Source organism: Arthrobacter sp. 05N425 (assembly GCF_056397125.1).
In genome coordinates this window covers 650,350-668,367 of the sequence record NZ_JBFTMU010000001.1, presented here as the reverse complement: position 1 = coordinate 668,367, position 18,018 = coordinate 650,350, and the positions used below count along the sequence as shown (strand labels likewise).

Sequence of the window (18,018 nt, the reverse complement as noted above, 5' to 3'; positions counted from 1 at the left end):
GCGGACGAGGACGACGGCGGAACCTTCCGCCGTCGTCCTCGTCCGGTGTGGCGAGTGCCGCTATTTCAGGATCGTGCCCGAGACATCCGGCGTCGAGGGCACAATTCCGTACTTGGCCATCAGCTCGCCCAGTTTGCCCAGGGTGGGTTCATCGAGCTTGCCGTTGAATTCCTCCAGCCGCAGCTTCTTGGCCACGGCCTCCGGCATCTTCATGAACGCAGGCAGTAGTGCCCGGACCTTGTCCGGGTTGCTCTGCGCCAGGGCCAGGGTCTCCGTCATGGCCGCCTTGAAGTCGGCAACCACCTGCGGATTCTGCTGGGCATAGCCGCCGCTGGTGAAGGTGACCATGGTGGGAAGACCCGGCAGTGCCGCCTGGTTGTTGTACGTCACCAGCTTGTTGCCTTCCGCCAGCAGCTTGGAGAGGAACGGTTCGGGAACCCAGACGGCGTCGGCGTTCCCCTTGGCGAGCTGGGCACCCATGTCCTGGAAGGGCAGTTCGAGGAACTGGACCGCGTTCGGGTCGCCGCCCTGCTTGGACACGACCTCCTTGATGGTCAGGTCTCCCTGCGCATTGAGGGTGTTGACTGCGACCTTCTTGCCGACCAGGTCCTTGGCCGAGGTGATGCCCGAGCCCGCCTTGGCGACGACGCCGTTGATGTCATCCCCGGTGGGGAGCGAGTTTGAGTACCCGGAGACGATCTTCATGTCCAGGCCCTTGTTCTTGGCCAGGAGCACGGACAGCGGGTTTCCCACGGAGAAGTTCATGGTTCCGGTGGAGACGGCGGGGAGCATTGCCGCCCCGCCCTGCCCGCTCTGCAACTCGACCTTGAGCTTGTGCTTGGCAAAGATCCCCTCGTCGATGCCCAGCTGCACGGCGGCAGACGGCGCAATCGAGATCACACCCACACTGATGTTGCGGACACCATCGCCACCGGCGGCCGAGGAGTTCGAGGCCGACCCGGACGGCGACCCGGCGCCGCAACCGGTGAGCAGCAACGCCGCGGCAACTCCGACGGCGGCAAATGTGAGTCTCTTCATAACAGTCCACTTCCTTGGGGTGAGTTATTGGGCGGTCGGGACACTTGCCGGGCAGACCACCCGGCGGCCGGCCCCGAAGCTACATAAATGACAACCCATATAATTGACAAAGTCAATGATAATTTTCTCAACTATTTTCCAGGGTGCGGGCCGGCGGCGGTATCGTTGACGCTGTCAAGCGTTCCGAGGCGCCAACCAGAAGCTGCGAGGATCTGTGGCCGAATCAACCCAGCACGGCGAGGATTTGTTTGAAGGCGCCGCGATTCCGGCCGTCCCCGACCGCTTTCTCACCAGCGATCTGGTGGACGAAATTGAATTCCTGGCAGCGCGGGCGCGAGCCCTGGGCAGCGCGCACGCAAATGCCATGCTCGCCTCGCTGGATCTGAAGGTGCGGTCCTACTCGGTCCTGGCGATGGCCTGCAGCGACACCGAGCCGTCGCAGCGCGAGCTCGCCGATTTCCTGCGCTTGGACCCGAGCCAGATTGTCTCCCTGGTTGACGCCCTGGAACAGCGCGGGCTCGTCTTCCGCGCGCCCGATCCGCGCGACCGGCGGTCCAAGGTCATCCGCGCGACGACAGCCGGCGCGGAGCTGCATCAACGTGCGGCGGCGGCCGTCCGGGTGGCTGAAGATGCGTCCCTGGCATCGCTCGACGGTCCGGAACGGGACCAGCTTCGGGTCCTGCTGCGGAAGATCGCGTTCAGCTGAGTTCCGTACCGCTGCCCCGGGCCGTGGACTAGTCCGAGAGGACGTCCAGCTCGACGCCGGAGAGCACCTTGGCCGGGTGCGGGCCGCGGGCCGTCAGCGCCGCGGTCCAGACCTCGGGCCACGGTCCCTGGGTGCCGGTCAGGATGATATTCCCAGGGTGCCGGCCAGCGAACATGCCGGTCTCTGCGAACGCGGACACATCGGCCATCGCCCGGCGCAGCGCCGCGACCTGGCTGCGGACCAGTGTCAGGCCCGGCTCGTCGCCGACATTGACGATCAGTACGCCCCGCGGGGTCAGCCTGGCGGCCGCTTCCCGGTAGAACCCGGTGCAGGCGATGTGTTCGGGTGCCTCCGGGCCGGAGAAGATGTCCAGGATCACGACGTCGAAGCGCAGTTCCGCGGGCAGCGTCGCCAGGGATTCGCGGGCGTCGCCGATGACGGTGTGCAGTTCGGTCCCGTCGGGCATCGGCAGCTGCTGCAGCACGAAGTCCAGCAATTCCCGCTCCAGCTCCACGGCGTACTGCACGGAACCCGGACGGGTCGCCTGGATATAGCGCGCCAGCGTCAGCGCCCCGGCGCCCAGATGGAGGGCGGTGATGGGTTCGCCCCACGGCGCCGCGAGGTCCACCACGTGGCCGATCCGGCGCAGGTACTCGTAGAAAATGTCGCCGGGGTCGGCCAGGTTGACGTGGGACTGTTCGGCCCCGCCGATGCTCAGCACGAACCCGCCCTCGGTGAATTCGTCGGCCTCGATCACAGCGTGCTGGCTGGTGGTCCGCAGGAACCGCGTGGCCGCAGGGCTGCCCTCTGTGCTCACAGCCTGTCCCGGAGCGTGGAGAGCCGCTCGGCCGCTTCCTCCAGCACATAGGTCTTCTTGCAGAACGCGAAGCGGAGCAGGCTCCGGGTCCGCTCGGCTCCCTCGGCGTGGCAGAAGACCGGGACCGGGATGGCGGCAACGCCCACCAGTTCCGGCAGCCGGCGGGCCAGGTCCACCGAATCGGAGATCCCCAGCGGTGCCGTGTCCACGTTCACGAAATAAGTGCCTTGCGGGGTGAAGACCTCCAGCCCCGCCGCACGCAGGCCTTCGCTGAGGATGTCCCGCTTGAGCCGCAGGGTGTCGGCGATGCCGGCGTAGAACTCATCCGGCAGGCCCAGGCCCACCGCAATGGCGCTCTGGAACGGGGTGCCGGAACTGTAGCTCAGGAACTGCTTGACCGTCCGGGCGGCGGCAACAAGGTGTTCCGGGCCGCTGAGCCAGCCGATCTTCCAGCCGGTGAAGGAGAACGTCTTTCCTGCGGACGAAATGGTCAGGGTGCGGTCGGCCGCGCCGGGCAGCGTGGCGATCGGCAGGTGCGCGACGTCGAAGGTGAGGTGCTCGTAGACCTCGTCGGTGATGATGACGGCGTCGTGCTTGATGGCGAGCTCGACGACCCGTTCCAGCACTTCGCGCGGGAAGACCGCGCCGGTGGGGTTGTGCGGGTTGTTGACCAGCACCACCTTGGTGCGGTCGCTGAAGGCCGCGGCCAGGGCGTCGAGGTCGGGCATGAAATCGGGAGCCAGCAGCGGGGCGGTGACGTGGGTGGCGCCGGAGAGCCCGATGATGGCGCCGTAGGAGTCATAGAACGGTTCAAAGGTGATGACCTCGTCGCCGGGCCCGACCAGGGCAAGGAGGGCTGCGGCGATGGCTTCCGTGGCGCCGGTGGTGACGATGATTTCCGTCTGCGGATCCGGGGTCAGCTCGTAGAACCGTTCCTGGTGCAGGGAGATGGCCTCGCGCAGCTCAAGGATGCCCTTGCCGGGGGCGTACTGGTTGGCCCCCGCGGCGATCGCGGCCTGGGCCGCGTCCTTGATCTCCGCCGGGCCGTCCTCATCCGGGAAACCCTGGCCGAGGTTGATGGCACCGGTCCTGAGCGCCAGCGTGGTCATCTCCTCGAAGATGGTGACGCCCAGGTCCCCGCCGGGGGAGAGCAGGTTGGCGCCTGTCGCCGCACGCTGCCAGGGGGCCAGCGGCTGCGCGCTCACCGGGTTCCCGCCTGGCTGGGGTTTTCACCGGCACCGTCGCCGGCGCCGTTGGAGGCACTGGCCGTGCGGCCGGTGAACTTGTCCATGGTGGTGTAAATGCCGAAGATCTTCCCGCCGACGAAGTCCCAGGCCCGGACCGGCAGCACCCCGCGCAGCACCTTGCCGAGCTGCGCCGTCGCCGGGGCGATCAGCTGTGGCTGGCCGGCCACGGTGGCGCGCCAGGCGCGGTTGACGGCGTCGTCCGGGGTCATCAGCGGGGTGAAGAGCGGGCCGCGGGCGCCGGCGAACATGCCGGTGGAGATGTAGCTGGGGCAGAACGTGGTCACCTTGAGGTGGCCGTAGCCCTGCTGTTCGAGCTCCAGCCGCAGCGAGTCGCTCCAGCCGATGACCGCCCACTTGGAGGCGGCATAGACGCTCATCCGCGGGTTGGACACGGTGCCCGCGGCGGAGGCGATGTTCAGGATCCGGCGCGGCCGGCCGGCGTCGGCCATCATGGCCGGGAGGAAGGCGTGGGTGACATACATCGGGGCGAGGGCATTGATGTCCATGGTCAGGGCGATGTCGCGGGCCGGTTCGTGGTCCCAGAACAGGGCGCCTCGCACGATCCCGGCGTTGTTGACCAACAGCGTCAGCGGGCCTTCGGACTGCGTCTCCGCGGCGGCCTCCGCGATCGCCTCCCGGCTGGCCAGGTCAACCCGGCGGACGACGGCGCGCGCGCCAAGCGCCGTGACCTCGGCGGCGGTGCTGGCCAGTCCGTCGGCGTCGACGTCCCAGAGAATGACGACGCCGGCCCCCTCCCGGGCGGCGCGAAGGGCGTAGAGCCGCCCCATGCCCATGGCGGCTCCGGTCACGAGGACGACCCCGCCGGCAACGGTGAACGGTTCAGGCGTGGGCTCGGCAGTGGAACTCTTAGATGCTGACATTCCGCCATGCTATCCCGGCCCGCAAGGCCCATGCGGTAGGTTCGGAGCATGAGACGCGCCGTATGCCCTGGCTCCTTTGACCCTATTCACAACGGCCACCTGGAAGTCATAGCCCGGGCGGCCAGCCTCTTCGACGAGGTCATCGTGGCAGTATCCACCAACTACGCCAAGAAATACCGTTTCGGGCTCGAGGAGCGGCTCGACATGGCCCGGGAAACCCTGGCCTCGCTGCGCGGGATCGTGGTGGAACCCGTGGGGGAGGGGCTGCTCGCCGAGTACTGCCGGCAGCGCGGAGCCAACGCGATCGTGAAGGGCCTGCGCTCGTCCTCTGACTTCGACTACGAGTTGCCGATGGCCACCATGAACCGGCAGCTGACCGGTGTGGAGACCGTGTTCATTCCGGCCGAGGGCCACTACCTGCATTTGTCCTCCACGCTGATCAAGGAAGTCTTCACCCTCGGCGGCGACGTCGCGGACTTCGTGCCGAAGTCCGTGCTGAAACGGCTGAGGTCCGGCGAGCCGGTCCAGGATCCGCCCCGCAGAGGGTAAGCTTGATCGGTACTCGGCGGCCTGCTGCCGGTTGCGCGGCCCCGACCGGGCCTCGTGTGCGGAGCTGTTCCGCGCACTGCCGCCCGGTTTGAGTCCGCCCGGAAGATCAGGCTAAGATGGTACGTCGGTCATATGTTCAACAGGAGTTCTCATTAAGCGAGATGCTAGTTCGCCCCTGGCGTTCGACGTCAAGGACCTCGGACGCAGTCCGGGAAGCATGCGGACACTGACGGAACATGTACCCGCACCAAGTGACCTTGGTGTGGCGCTCATTGGTGTGCAGGAAGGCTCGGACGTCGAGTTGGATCTGCGCCTGGAGGCCGTACACGAAGGAATTCTGGTATCGGGCACCGCGAACGTCGAAGTAACCGGCGAATGCGGTCGATGCCTGGATCCCCTTGCGTATGACCTTGAGGTCAATGTGCAAGAACTTTTCTTCTACGGGGATGCTGAATTCCCGGATGAAGAAGACGAACAAGAGCAACGTCGAGTCGAGCACGATCTGATCGATCTTGAGCCGGTGTTGCGGGACGCAGTTGTCACTATGCTGCCGTTCCAGCCGGTGTGCCGGGAAGACTGCCAGGGCCTTTGCTCCGAATGCGGAGTTCGCCTGGAAGACGAGCCGGGGCACCACCACGAGGTCGTAGATCCTCGCTGGGCTGCCCTAGCTGATCTGGCTAAGCCTGACCGGCAAAACTGATTTGTAAGTGTTGGACTAGAGAGAAATGAGTTAGCCGTGGCTGTCCCGAAGCGGAAAATGTCTCGCTCGAATACCCGCGCCCGCCGCTCCCAGTGGAAGGCAACTGCCCCCCACCTGGTGAAGACCGTGGAAAACGGACAGGTTGTTTACAGCCTGCCGCACCAGGCAAAGGTCGTTACCGACTCGGCTGGCACCGCGCTGTTCCTTGAGTACAAGGGCCGCAAGGTCGCAGACGTCTAATCCGCCAACAGGCTGACTAAGATGTCTTCAACTGAAGAGCTTCTGAAGCGTCTCGGTGTCTCTATTGACGCCGGGACGCTTCGTCTTGCTCTGACACACCGTTCCTACGCCTACGAAAACGGCGGGATCCCCACCAACGAACGGCTCGAGTTCCTCGGCGACTCCATCCTGGGCTTCTCCGTCACAGATGCGCTGTACCGCGACAACCCCGAGCTGCCCGAAGGTGACCTGGCCAAGCGCCGTTCCGCCGTCGTCAGCACCCGGGCGCTGGCCGGCATCGGCCGCAGCATCGGGCTGGGGGAGTACATCTACCTGGGCCAAGGCGAGAAGCTCACCGAGGGCAAGAACAAGGCCTCCATCCTGGCGGACACCATGGAGGCGCTGATCGGCGCCACCTACCTGTCCAACGACCTGGAGACCGCGCGCCAGCTCGTCATGCGGCTGGTCGGCCCGCTGCTCCAGGACGCTGCCGCGCTGGGCGCCGGCACGGACTGGAAGACCAGCATCCAGGAGCTCGCGGCCAGCCGGCAGCTAGGCACGATCAACTATGCCGTGGAGGGCTCCGGCCCGGACCATGCGCGGTCCTTCGAGGCCGTGCTGCGGATCGGTGGCAACGACTACGGCACCGGCTCGGGAAATTCCAAGAAGGAAGCCGAACAGGAAGCAGCCGCTGACGCCTGGCGCCGGCTCTCCGCCCCCGCTCCCGCCCGGACCGCGGACGCCGCTCAGGCCGAGGCCTCGGACGCGCCGGCCGAGGCACCGGCCGACGCCGCGCCGTTCAAGACCCAGACCGGCAGCTAGGCGCCACCCTTGCCTGAACTGCCCGAGGTCGAGGTGGTCCGGCGCGGCCTGGTGAACTGGGTGCGCGGCCGGACCATCATTTCCGTGGAGGTGCTGGATCCGCGCTCCATCCGCCGGCACGCGCTTGGCGTCGAGGACTTTGCCGGAAACCTTGAAGGTGCCCGGGTACTCGACGTCGTCCGTCGCGGAAAGTTCCTGTGGCTGCCGCTGGCGGACACCCCCGAGTGTGCCGGCAGTGCGGCCCCGGGCAGCGAAGGCGCGGCTGCAGGGCCTGCCCCCGCCGTCGCGCTGATGGCCCACCTGGGCATGTCCGGGCAGCTCCTGATGCAGGACGCCGCCGTCGCGGACGAGAAGCACCTGAAGATCCGGCTGAGGCTCAGTCCCGCAGCAGGCATGCCCGAACAGCTGCGCTTCGTGGACCAGCGCATCTTCGGCGGGCTGTTCCTCACCGCCCTGATCCCCACGCCCGACGGCGGTCCCGGCGGCCTCGCGGAGACGCCGTTGCCGCTGATCGCCGAGGAAGCCTCGCACATTGCCCGGGACCCGCTGGACCCGCACTTTTCCTTCGACGTCTTCTACCGGCGGATCCGGGCACGCAAGACCGGCCTCAAGCGGGCGCTCCTGGACCAGGCGCTGGTTTCCGGGATCGGCAACATCTACGCGGACGAGGCGCTCTGGCTGGCCAAACTGCACTACGCCCGGCCCACGGATACCCTCCGCCGGTCCGAGGCGCTGCGGGTGCTCGACGCGGCCCGGCAGGTCATGACGGACGCCCTCGCCGCCGGCGGAACCAGCTTCGATTCGCTCTACGTCAACGTCAACGGCGCCTCCGGCTACTTCGAGCGGTCCCTGAACGCCTACGGCCGCGAGGGCCAGGAATGCCGGCGCTGCGCGGAGGCGGGCATCGTGAGCCTGATGAAGCGCGAACAGTTCATGAACCGCTCCTCCTACACCTGCCCGGTCTGCCAGCCGCGGCCGCGGAACGGACGCTGGTAACCCGGAAGGCAGCGTAAATCCGCTGAATTCGTTGTGGTGCCAGTAGATTTAGGGCAGGAAACACCCCCGCGTCCGCCATACAGGAGACCCGAAACACCTTGCATCTCAAAAGCCTGACCGTCCGCGGATTCAAGTCGTTCGCCTCCGCGACGACGTTCGAATTCGAACCCGGCGTCACCGCCGTGGTCGGACCCAACGGCTCGGGCAAGTCCAACGTGGTCGACGCACTGTCCTGGGTGATGGGCGAACAAGGGGCCAAGACGCTCCGCGGCGGCAAGATGGAMGACGTCATTTTCGCCGGAACCTCCGGCCGGCCGCCGCTGGGCCGCGCCCACGTCTCGCTGACCATCGACAACAGCGACGGCGCGCTGCCGATCGACTACAGCGAAGTCACGATCTCCCGCACGCTGTTCCGCACCGGCGGCTCGGAATATGCGATCAACGGCGCAAGCTGCCGGCTGCTGGACATCCAGGAACTGCTCTCCGACTCCGGCCTGGGCCGTGAGATGCACGTCATCGTCGGGCAGGGGCAGCTGGACAAGGTCCTGCACGCCACCCCGGAGGACCGGCGCGGCTTCATCGAGGAGGCCGCCGGCATCCTCAAGCACCGCCGCCGCAAGGAAAAGACGGTCCGCAAACTCGAAGCCATGCAGGCCAACCTCGCCCGGCTCAGCGACCTCACCGGGGAAATCCGGCGCCAGCTCACCCCGCTGGGCAAGCAGGCCGAGGTGGCCCGCCGCGCCCAGACCGTCCAGTTCGAGGTCCGCGACGCCCGCTCCCGGCTCCTGGCCGACGACCTGGTCCAGCTGCAGTCGGTGCTGGCCCAGGACGTCGCGGATGAGAGCGCGCTGAAGGCCCGCCGCGGCGTCGTCGAACGGGATCTCGAAAGCGGCCGCCAGCGCCAGGCCGGCTTGGAGCAGCTCGCCGCAGAGGCCACGCCAAAGCTCAACGCCGCCCGGGACAACTGGTACCAGCTCTCCTCCGGACGCGAACGGCTGCGCTCCCTCGGATCGCTCGCCGAGGAACGCCGCCGCTTGCTCGGGACCTCCGATGCGGCCCCGGACACCGGCCGCGACCCCGAGCAACTCGACAAGCAGGCAGCCCGGGTCCGCGCGGAACAGGCCGGGCTTGAAGAGCAGATTGTCGAGCAGCGAACCGCCCTCGACGCCGCCACCGCCGCCAAGCAGGACGCCGAAAGCGCAGCCGCGGCGGAGGACAAACGCCTCGCCACCCTGCTCCGGGCCGCCGCCGACCGCCGCGAGGGCCTTGCCCGGCTCGCCGGCCAGGTGGGTGCCGCGAGGTCCCGGGTCGAATCCGCCCAGGCCGAACTCGGCCGGCTGAGGGAATCGCAGAAGTCCGGTGAGGAACGGCGCCGCCTCGCCCAAAGCGAGTTCACCGCCCTCGAATCCCAGGTGGCCGGCGTCGAGGACGGCGAGGAAACCCTCGACGCCGAATACGAAGCCGCAAGCGATGCCCTCGACGCCGTCGTAGCCGAAATCGACGCCCTCAAGGCCGCCGAACGCGAAGGCGAGCGGGAACGCGACGCCCTTGTGGCCCGCCGGGACGCCCTGCAGCTTGGCCTGAACCGCAAGGACGGCTCCGAACATGTGGTTGCCGCGGGGCTGTCCGGCGTGCTGGGTCCGCTCGCGGGCATGCTGAGCGTGGAGACCGGCTACGAGGCCGCCATCGCCGCCGCGCTGGGCAGCTGCTCCGACGCCGTCGTTGTCCGCGACGCCGCCGCGGCCGCCGCGGCCGTGCAGCTGCTGAAGGACGACGACGCCGGCCGCGCCGCACTGCTGCTCGCCGACGGATCCGGGACAGCCGCGAAAGCCCCGGAGGGAGAACTGCCCGCGGAGGCCCGCTGGGCCGCAGGACTCGTCAGCCCGGCCGGCGACAAGAACGGCGGCACCGGCCTGCCGCTGGGGCAGTTGCTCGAAGGCACCGCTGTCGTCGAGGACCTCGACGCCGCGGCCCGGCTCATAGCCGCCCGGCCGGAACTGACTGCGGTGACCCGCACCGGGGACGTGTTCACTGCACTGAGCGTCAGCGGCGGCTCCGCCACGGCGCCGTCGCTGCTGGAAGTCCAGGCCGCCGTCGACGACGCCGCCGCCCGGCTCGCCGGCGTGGCGGCCGGGCTGGAACGCAACCGCTTCGCCCTGGCCGCCGCCGAATCCCGCCGTGCCGCCGCCCAGGACCGCGCCGACGCCGCCCTTGAAAAGCTGCACGACTCAGACGCCCGGCTCGCCGCCGTGGCCGAACGGCTGGGCCACCTGAACTCGGTGCTGCGCAGCGCCGTCGGGGAAAGCGAACGCCTCGCCGCGTCGCTGGCCCGGGCGGAGGCGAACATCCAGGCGGAGCAGGAGTCGCTGGAGGCTGTCGCCGCCCGGCTGGCCGCCGCCCAAGAGGCCCCCGCCGAGGACGAGCCCTCGCCGGAACACCGCGATGCCCTCGCCCTCGCGGCATCCGCGGCCCGCGCGGCTGAAATGGAGGCCCGCCTCACGCTGCGCAGCGCGGAGGAGCAACTGACCGCCCTCCGCAACCGGGCCGCGTCGTTGGAACGGGCCGCCGCCACCGAACGCCGCGCCCGCGAGGAGGCCGCCGAACGGGCCCGCCGCCGCCGGCTCCAGGCCGGCCGCGCCGCAGCCGTGGCCGCAGCCGTCGGGCGAGTGATCGGCTTCATCGACGTGTCGGTGGAACTGGCCCGCCGCGAACGCGACCGCGCCGAGGAGCGCCGCGAGCAAATGGAGCGTGAACTGTCCGCGGTCCGCGCCGGCAACGACGCCCTCGCCCGCGAACTGGCTGAGCTGACCGACTCCGTGCACCGGGACGAACTGGCCCGCGCGCAGCAGCGCCTGCGGATCGAAGCCCTCGAGCTGCGCAGCGTCGAGGAACTCGGACTGACCGCGGACCAGCTGGTCGCCGACTTCGGCCCCGACCAGCCCGTACCGCTGCCGGCCGGCCAGTCGGCGGACAAGTGGGCGGCCCTCCGCGCCCCCGTGGACGAGGACGGACACGAGATCGTCGACGGCAAACCCTTCGTCCGCGAGGAGCAGGAAAAGCGGCTCCGCAAGGCCGAACGCGACCTCTCCGCCCTGGGCCGGGTCAACCCGCTCGCGCTGGAGGAGTTTGCGGCCCTCGAGGAGCGCCACCAGTTCCTGAGCACGCAGCTGGAGGACCTCAAGTCCAGCCGCAAGGACCTGCTGGACATCATCAAGGAAGTCGACGAACGCGTGCAGAAGGTCTTCGCCGAGGCCTTCGAGGACACCGCGGCGCAGTTCGTCCGCGTCTTCGCCCGGCTATTCCCGGGCGGCGAAGGCCGGCTGGTGCTGACCGACCCCTCGGACATGCTCACCACCGGCATCGAGGTGGAGGCGCGCCCCGCCGGCAAGAAGATCAAGCGGCTTTCCCTGCTGTCCGGCGGAGAACGGTCGCTGACGGCGGTGGCTTTGCTGGTGGCGATCTTCAAGGCCCGGCCCTCGCCGTTCTACGTCATGGACGAGGTGGAGGCCGCCCTGGACGACACCAACCTGGGCCGCCTGATCACCATCTTCGAGGAACTGCGCGAGTCCAGCCAGCTGATCGTCATCACGCACCAGAAACGCACCATGGAGGTCGCGGACGCACTCTACGGCGTCACGATGCGCGGCGACGGCGTCTCCACCGTGATCAGCCAGCGGCTGGGGGCCGAGGTCTGAGGTCCGGGCGCCTGAAGGCCTGCTCCGGACGGAGCCGGGGCCGCAACCGGGGCGTTTGGGGTTTGTGAGAAGCTAGGGGAGTGAACGACATCCTCCCCATCATCCTGCCCATCCTCGTTGCCCTGGTGGTCCTCGGTGCGCTGATTCCGGTGCTCATGAAGACCCGGAAGAACATCACCAACTACCCGTCGCAGCGCGACGCGAACGACCCCGTGCAGGGTACCGGCGGCGGCACGCTGCTGGAGGACCGTCCCGCTCCGCCCCGCGGGGCCACGGCGCCGGACGCCGTCGACCTCGAAGGCCTCGAAACCGTCGAGGTGCCGGACAACGTCGCGGGCCTCGAGACCGTTCCGGTCGAGACCCCGCTGCCGGTGGCAGGCCGCCTGACCCGACTGCGCGAACGCCTGGTCAAGTCCAACAACATCCTCGGCAAGGGCCTGCTCGCCCTGCTCTCCGCGGACAAAATCGACGAAAACGTCTGGGACGAGGTCGAGGAGACCCTGCTGCTGGCGGACCTCGGTACGGAACCGACGATGCAGCTCGTGGACGCCCTCCGCGAACGCGTCAAGGTGCTCGGTACCCGTTCGCCCGAGCAGGTCAAGGCCCTGCTGCGCGAGGAACTCATCAAGCTCGTGGACCCCACGATGGACCGCAGCCTGAACGTCGAGCGGCACGCGGACAAGCCCGCCGTGATGATGGTGGTCGGCGTCAACGGCGTGGGTAAGACCACCACGGTCGGCAAGCTCGCCCGCGTGCTTGTTGCCGAGGACAAGGACGTGCTGCTTGGTGCCGCCGACACCTTCCGTGCCGCCGCGGCTGAGCAGCTCGCCACCTGGGGCCAGCGCGTCGGCGTCCCCACGGTCAAGTCCGACATCGACGGGGCGGACCCGGCGTCCGTCGCCTACGAGGCGGTCAAAGCCGGCATCGACCAGGAAGTCGACGTCGTCATGATCGACACCGCGGGCCGGCTGCAGAACAAGGTCGGCCTGATGGACGAGCTCGGCAAGGTCAAGCGCGTGATCGAAAAGCTCGCCGAGGTGGACGAGGTGCTCCTGGTCCTGGACGCGACCACCGGCCAGAACGGACTGAACCAGGCCCGCGTCTTCGCCGAGGTCGTGAACATCACCGGCATCGTGCTGACCAAGCTGGACGGCACGGCCAAGGGCGGCATCGTCGTCGCGATCCAGAAGTCGCTCGGGGTGCCGGTCAAGCTGATCGGCCTCGGCGAAGGCGCGGACGACCTGGCGCCCTTCGACGCCGAAAGCTTCGTGGACGCGCTGCTGAACTAGCAACTCACCGGTCCAACTAGCTCGCACTTGTTGTCGTTTTCAGCGCTCAAAACGACAACTAGTGCGAGCTAGTTTGGGTTAATCCGTAGCGTCCGGTCAGTAGCTGAAGTTCAGCACCGTGACGGTGCCGGCCGTCAGCTTTAACTTCTGCGTAGCCGAGCCGTAGGCGAAGCCCGGCACCGTCAGGCGCTTGGCGGCCGGGACCGGCGAATCCTTGGCCCCGTCGATCACCGTGCTGTCCTGCGCGTTCAAGCGGGGCCCGCTGAGCTGTGTCATGGTTCCGCGTCGGGCACGGCCGGGCAGCTTCAGCGAAACTTCGGTCTGGCCGTACTTCGCGGGGTCGTTTTCGTTGACGATGACCACAGTGGTGCTTCCGTCCGCGTTGCGCAGTGCATAACTGTTGGTCAAGCCTCCGCCCTTGCTCCCGAGTTGCAGGAACTTCCCTGGCGCCAGGTCAGCGACCATCGCCATCCCGAAGTAGTTCGCTCGAGGGACCATCTGGCCGTTGGGCTTGAGGTAGGGCCCGCCGCTGCACAATACGGACATGGGAGGCCCACCCTTGCAGGTCGACAGGGAACTGTGGAAGCCCAGCCGGGTGACGCCCAGGCGGGCGGCATTGAGCGCGTAGTCCGCGGCCCACAGCGCCGCCGCATGCGTCTTGGTGGTCTGGTTGGACCCTGGGCAGGCTGACATGCCGGTCTCCGCGAGCCAGGTCTCTACTCGGGCGGCTTTGGCCACCTTAAGGGCACTCTCCTGGTAAGTTGCGGCGCGCTGGCGGTTGAGCCGTCCCAGAAGGTTGGAGATTGTGGGGAAGTCCGGAGACTTCGTGTCCTTGCAGCTGGAGAGCCGGTAGTTGTGGAAAGACAGGACTTTCTTCTGCGGCAGCTTGGCGTCGACAAAGGGCTTCCACCATTTCTGGTCGTAGACGCCGGGCCCTGAAATGGTGACGCCGGGGGCGACCGCATGTATGGCTTTTGCATAGGCTTTGAGCTGAGCGACGTACTCCTCGACGCCGTAGCTGGCCGGCCGCAGTTTCGTGGCGGCAAACCCGTTCGGTTCGTTCCCGACGGTAAAGCTCAGCAGCCGCGGACCGAAGATCCGGGACGCGTTCTTGATCATGTCCGCTGCCCGCCGGGGGTTGTAGTGTCCCAGGTCCACCGTGAGGCTGATCCTGGCATTGGTCGCATTCAGGAGGGCCGCCACCCGCTGCAGGTCGGCCGGCGTGACTACCTTGGCCGGGTGGGCTTTGTCTCCTTTGTAGTTCTTTGGCAGTGCTTCGCCTGAGGACGTCCATAAGAATCGACGGTCAACGGAGTTACCCCCAAACCGCAGGACGGTGCCGTCCGAGCCTTTGAGGAGCTTCACCATCGAGGCATTCTCCGCGCCCAAAGCGGGATCCGCGAGGTCGGTCGCTTCCAGGGAAATTCCGACGGTGCCCTTGTTCAAGCTCGTTCCGACCGGCGCGTCCGTTACCGCCAGCGTCAGCGGAGCCACTTTCATCAAGGGGGAGCCCGGCGGGGGCGGGATCTGCTTGTAGAAGGTGGCGTCCGTGCTCTTGTCCTTCTGAGCAGGGTGCTTGGGGCTGTCCCGGGGCGTGGGTTCGGCCTTTTCCGACGTCGCATTGGGTTCCGATGTCGCACTGGGGTTCGACGACACGGTGGGCATGCCGGCAACGAGCGCGACGGCGGCAAGGACCGCAATTGTCGCGAGGAGGCGTGTGATTTTTCGGGAAGGGCGGCGTCTGCGGGAGACTGGTTCCGCATCGAGTGCCGGGTGGTCGGTCCGGGGCATCTCGGCTAGCCCCGGGCGGGGGTGCGCTGGAAGGTCTCCCGGGCCAGCAGCCAGCCCGCGGCCGCCGCGAGCAGCACCCCGCCGGTCACGCCGAACGCCCAGCCGTAGCCCAGTCGGTCCGCCAGCAGCCCCGCGATCACGGGCCCCACGATCGCGCCGCTGTCCGCGGTCATCTGGAACACGGCAAGCACCCGGCCGCCGGAGCGCTCGTTGCCCACGACGTCGGCAATCGCCGCCTGCTGCGCGGGCCCGAGCAGGCCGGACCCGATGCCGGCGACGGTCGAGGCCAGAAGGAACCAAGGCAGCTCGTGAGTGAAGCCGATGGCGGCGGTGGCGAGGCCGGTGACGACGAGCCCGGCGAGCATCATCGGCTTCCGGCCCAGATTGTCCGCGAGCCGCCCGGAAAAGGTCAGCGCCGCGGCGTTGCCGGCGGCGAACACGGCCAGCGCCCAGCCCGCGGACGAGGATCCCGCTCCGAGCGCCGCGACGGCGAAAAGCGGCACGGTGGCCATCCGGACGCCGAAGGTGGCCCAGCCGTTGGCGAAGCTGGAGGCCAGCCCGGCCCGGTAGGCGCTGTCCCTCAGCGCTTCCCGGAGCAGCATTGCCGGGGCCGCCGCACCCGCCTCACGGGAACCCGCCGGGACATGGCTGAGCTGGGTCTGCACGACGGCGGCGGCGAGCACCAGCGCGGCCGCGTAGGCCAGGAACGGCACCCGAAGTCCGAAGCTGGCCAGCAGCCCGCCGACGATCGGGCCGCACACGTTGCCGATCAGGAAGGCCGAGGCGTAGGCACCCGAGACGCGCCCCCGGCTTTCCGGGGGCGCCAGCCGCACCACGAGGGCCATCGACGCCACCGTGAACATCACCGATCCCACGCCGCCCAGTCCGCGGAAGACCAGCAGTTGCCAGTAGTCCTGGGCGAAGGCGCAGGCCGCCGTGGACGCCGCCACGATCAGCAGCCCGGCCACGTACACCGGCCGTTCGCCCAGCCGCACGATCAGCGCCCCGCCGGCCGGAGCGAAGACGAGCCGCATGAACGCGAAGATACTGACAATCACGGCCGCCGCTGTGGCGCCGACGTCGAAAGTGGTGGCGAACTGGGGGAGCACCGGCGCGACGAGGCCAAAGCCCAGCGCGATGAGGAAGGCGGCAACCAGCATCACCTTGATGTCCCGGGGCAGGCGGGGGCCGCCGGGGCGGCGGAGTCCGGCAGGGGGCCGGATTCCGTTGGCGGAACGGGACGCTTTGCTCATGGTGCTGCTTTCGGTGCTGCTTCTGATGCCCAAGGGCAGGCAGTGGCGTGATGGAACGCGTGAAACATAACCGTAACAAGCGCGAGACGCACCATTTACTTCCGGGAGGTTCTTGTAACAACCCGGCAATGTAAATCCTCAGCCGGTGAAACACGGCAACTGCAAACTTTTCTTAGAACGCAAAAATGCGTTGGACTGGCGGACAAGTCCGCACCTAAGAGCAAGAGAGGACGCAGACCATGGAACTCACCGCAGGTCTCGTTTGGCTCCTGGTCGCATCAGCCCTCGTGCTGTTCATGACCCCGGGCCTGGCATTCTTCTATGGCGGCATGACACGCGCCAAGTCGGCTTTGAACATGATGATGATGAGCTTCGTTGCCATTGGAACCGTTGGCATCATGTGGGTCCTGTGGGGCGCTTCGATGGCTACGAGCAACACCGACAACTTCTTCCAGATCTTCGCTAACCCTTTCAGCCACTTCGGGTTGCACAACTTCACGGAGCCGGCGGACCTGCTCAAGGTGGGCTACGCGGCGACCTTCGCCATCATCACGGTGGCACTGATCTCCGGCGCGGTCGCTGACCGGGCCAAGTTCTCCGCATGGGTCATCTTCACGCCCATCTGGGCCACCCTCGTCTACGCGCCGCTGGCCTTCATGGTCTGGGGCGGGGGCCTCTTCTCCAAGGACGGCTGGTTCGGCCAGACGTTTGCCCCGGTGATCGACTTCGCCGGCGGAACCGTGGTGCACATCAACGCCGGCGTCGCCGGGCTCATCCTGGTTCTGATCATTGGCAACCGCAAGGGCTTCGGCAAGGACCCGAACCACCGCCCCCACAATGTCCCGTTCGTCATGCTGGGCGCCGCAATCCTTTGGTTCGGCTGGTTCGGCTTCAACGCCGGTGCCGCCGCCACGGTTGAGCAGGCCGGCCTGATCTGGATCAACACCCTCGCTGCTCCGGCCGCCGCAATGCTCGGCTGGCTCGCTGTCGAACGCTTCCGCGACGGCCACCCGACCTCCCTGGGCGCCGCTTCCGGTGTGGTGGCTGGCCTGGTCGCGATCACCCCGGCCTGCGCCAACGTCTCCCCGCTCGGCGCGATCGCCCTGGGCGTCGTCGCCGGTGTGGCCTCGGCCCTCGCCGTCGGCCTGAAGTTCAAGTTCGGCTACGACGACTCGCTCGACGTCGTCGGCGTGCACCTTGTTTCGGGTGTCGTCGGCACCGTGGCGATCGGCTTCCTGGCCACCCCGGCCCAGGGCACCGCGGGTCTGTTCTACGGCGGCGGCACGACGCAGCTCGTGGCGCAGGTTCTCGCAGCGCTGCTCGCCGTAGCCTTCACCGCCATCATGACCTTCATCATCGCCTTCCCGATCCACAAGCTGATGGGCTTCCGGGTGTCCCAGGAGCAGGAAGTCGTGGGTGTGGACCTGAGCCTGCACGCCGAGACTGCCTACGAGTTCGGCGTCGGAGGCCACGGCGGAAGCTTCCAGCCGCTGCACGAACTGATCACCGGCAAGTCGCTGGGCGACAGTGCTGAAGTACCGGCAGCCGAGGCCGTGGACGTCAAGTCGAACGGCAAGAAGTCAGCAGCTGGCAAGGAAAGCGTGGAAGCATGAAACTGATTACCGCAATCGTCCGTCCGGAAAAGCTCGACACCATCAGGGAAGGCCTGGAGGCCTACGGCGTGCAGGGCCTCACGGTCAGCGCGGCCAGCGGCTACGGCCGGCAGCGCGGCTACACCGAGGTGTACCGCGGCGCCGAGTACAACGTGGACCTGCTGCCCAAGATCCGGGTCGAGGTCCTGGCCACCGACGAACAGGCGGACGACATCCTGGACGTCATCATCGCCAGCTCGAACACCGGCCGGGCCGGCGACGGAAAGGTCTGGACGATGGACGTGTTCGAGGCGGTCCGCGTCCGAACCGGTGGCCGGGCACCTGGAAAGGTGCCCGGCCCGCATTTTTTGTTGCGTGCGTTGGGGCCGCTAGCGCCTGCGGGAGCGCCCGACGTCGGGCGCC

Annotated in this window: 15 protein-coding genes and 1 pseudogene; 10 read left to right on the top strand and 6 right to left on the bottom strand. The window is 67.9% G+C overall.

Features of this window, described 5'->3' with window-relative positions; genetic code table 11:
- Positions 1-60: 60 nt before the first annotated feature.
- Entirely contained in the window at positions 61-1,038 is a 978-nt protein-coding gene (locus AC1DGE_RS03095; RefSeq protein WP_441417491.1) for an ABC transporter substrate-binding protein, read from the bottom strand.
- Positions 1,039-1,252: 214 nt separating this feature from the next.
- On the opposite strand from AC1DGE_RS03095, the gene AC1DGE_RS03090 reads away from it, so the two are divergent.
- Complete coding sequence (locus tag AC1DGE_RS03090) at positions 1,253-1,744, top strand: MarR family winged helix-turn-helix transcriptional regulator (RefSeq protein ID WP_476892334.1); 492 nt, start codon at positions 1,253-1,255, stop codon at positions 1,742-1,744.
- Between the two features lie 28 nt (positions 1,745-1,772).
- Here AC1DGE_RS03090 and AC1DGE_RS03085 read toward each other — a convergent pair whose 3' ends face one another.
- From AC1DGE_RS03085 to AC1DGE_RS03075, 3 genes are read right to left on the bottom strand one after another with little or no spacing between them, the layout of a single operon-like run.
- The gene (locus tag AC1DGE_RS03085) at positions 1,773-2,561 is read right to left on the bottom strand and encodes a spermidine synthase (protein ID WP_476892335.1); all 789 of its coding nucleotides are present in this window, start codon (positions 2,559-2,561) and stop codon (positions 1,773-1,775) included.
- A complete protein-coding gene (locus tag AC1DGE_RS03080) occupies positions 2,558-3,766 on the bottom strand; it encodes an aminotransferase class I/II-fold pyridoxal phosphate-dependent enzyme (protein WP_476916856.1) in 1,209 nt (402 codons plus the stop codon). The genes AC1DGE_RS03085 and AC1DGE_RS03080 overlap by 4 nt, the downstream gene beginning before the upstream one ends.
- A complete protein-coding gene (locus AC1DGE_RS03075; RefSeq protein WP_476908668.1) occupies positions 3,763-4,689 on the bottom strand; it encodes an SDR family NAD(P)-dependent oxidoreductase in 927 nt (308 codons plus the stop codon). The genes AC1DGE_RS03080 and AC1DGE_RS03075 overlap by 4 nt, the downstream gene beginning before the upstream one ends.
- A 48-nt stretch (positions 4,690-4,737) precedes the next feature.
- Here AC1DGE_RS03075 and coaD point away from each other — a divergent pair, with 48 nt between their 5' ends.
- From coaD to ftsY, 7 genes are all read left to right on the top strand, one after another.
- On the top strand, positions 4,738-5,238 hold the full coding sequence (gene coaD / locus AC1DGE_RS03070; RefSeq protein WP_441417496.1) for a pantetheine-phosphate adenylyltransferase: 501 nt from the start codon (positions 4,738-4,740) through the stop codon (positions 5,236-5,238).
- Between the two features lie 175 nt (positions 5,239-5,413).
- On the top strand, positions 5,414-5,938 hold the full coding sequence (locus AC1DGE_RS03065) for a YceD family protein (protein WP_146337283.1): 525 nt from the start codon (positions 5,414-5,416) through the stop codon (positions 5,936-5,938).
- Positions 5,939-5,974: 36 nt separating this feature from the next.
- Positions 5,975-6,178, top strand: coding sequence for a 50S ribosomal protein L32 (rpmF, locus tag AC1DGE_RS03060; RefSeq protein ID WP_056738282.1), 204 nt, complete (start codon positions 5,975-5,977; stop codon positions 6,176-6,178).
- 21 nt (positions 6,179-6,199) lie between these two features.
- Positions 6,200-6,979 carry a ribonuclease III gene (gene rnc, locus AC1DGE_RS03055; RefSeq protein WP_441417497.1) on the top strand — a complete coding sequence of 260 codons (780 nt, stop codon included), beginning with the start codon at positions 6,200-6,202 and terminating at the stop codon, positions 6,977-6,979.
- A gap of 9 nt (positions 6,980-6,988) precedes the next feature.
- Positions 6,989-7,975, top strand: coding sequence for a bifunctional DNA-formamidopyrimidine glycosylase/DNA-(apurinic or apyrimidinic site) lyase (gene mutM, locus AC1DGE_RS03050; RefSeq protein WP_476916855.1), 987 nt, complete (start codon positions 6,989-6,991; stop codon positions 7,973-7,975).
- Positions 7,976-8,073: 98 nt separating this feature from the next.
- Positions 8,074-11,670, top strand: coding sequence for a chromosome segregation protein SMC (gene smc, locus AC1DGE_RS03045; RefSeq protein ID WP_476916854.1), 3,597 nt, complete (start codon positions 8,074-8,076; stop codon positions 11,668-11,670).
- An 80-nt stretch (positions 11,671-11,750) separates the two neighbouring features.
- A complete protein-coding gene (gene ftsY / locus AC1DGE_RS03040) occupies positions 11,751-12,959 on the top strand; it encodes a signal recognition particle-docking protein FtsY (RefSeq protein WP_441417500.1) in 1,209 nt (402 codons plus the stop codon).
- A gap of 96 nt (positions 12,960-13,055) precedes the next feature.
- On the opposite strand, the gene AC1DGE_RS03035 is transcribed toward ftsY, so the two are convergent.
- Together AC1DGE_RS03035 and AC1DGE_RS03030 are read right to left on the bottom strand one after the other, a co-directional pair.
- Positions 13,056-14,624 carry a hypothetical protein gene (locus AC1DGE_RS03035; protein ID WP_476916853.1) on the bottom strand — a complete coding sequence of 523 codons (1,569 nt, stop codon included), beginning with the start codon at positions 14,622-14,624 and terminating at the stop codon, positions 13,056-13,058.
- A 131-nt stretch (positions 14,625-14,755) separates the two neighbouring features.
- The gene (locus AC1DGE_RS03030; protein ID WP_476908672.1) at positions 14,756-16,003 is read right to left on the bottom strand and encodes an MFS transporter; all 1,248 of its coding nucleotides are present in this window, start codon (positions 16,001-16,003) and stop codon (positions 14,756-14,758) included.
- A gap of 239 nt (positions 16,004-16,242) precedes the next feature.
- Between AC1DGE_RS03030 and AC1DGE_RS03025 the strand changes: the two genes are divergently transcribed.
- A complete protein-coding gene (locus AC1DGE_RS03025; protein ID WP_441417503.1) occupies positions 16,243-17,616 on the top strand; it encodes an ammonium transporter in 1,374 nt (457 codons plus the stop codon).
- Positions 17,613-17,933: pseudogene (locus AC1DGE_RS03020) on the top strand (P-II family nitrogen regulator); the annotation flags it as partial. The gene AC1DGE_RS03025 and the pseudogene AC1DGE_RS03020, both read left to right, overlap by 4 nt.
- Positions 17,934-18,018: the final 85 nt, after the last annotated feature.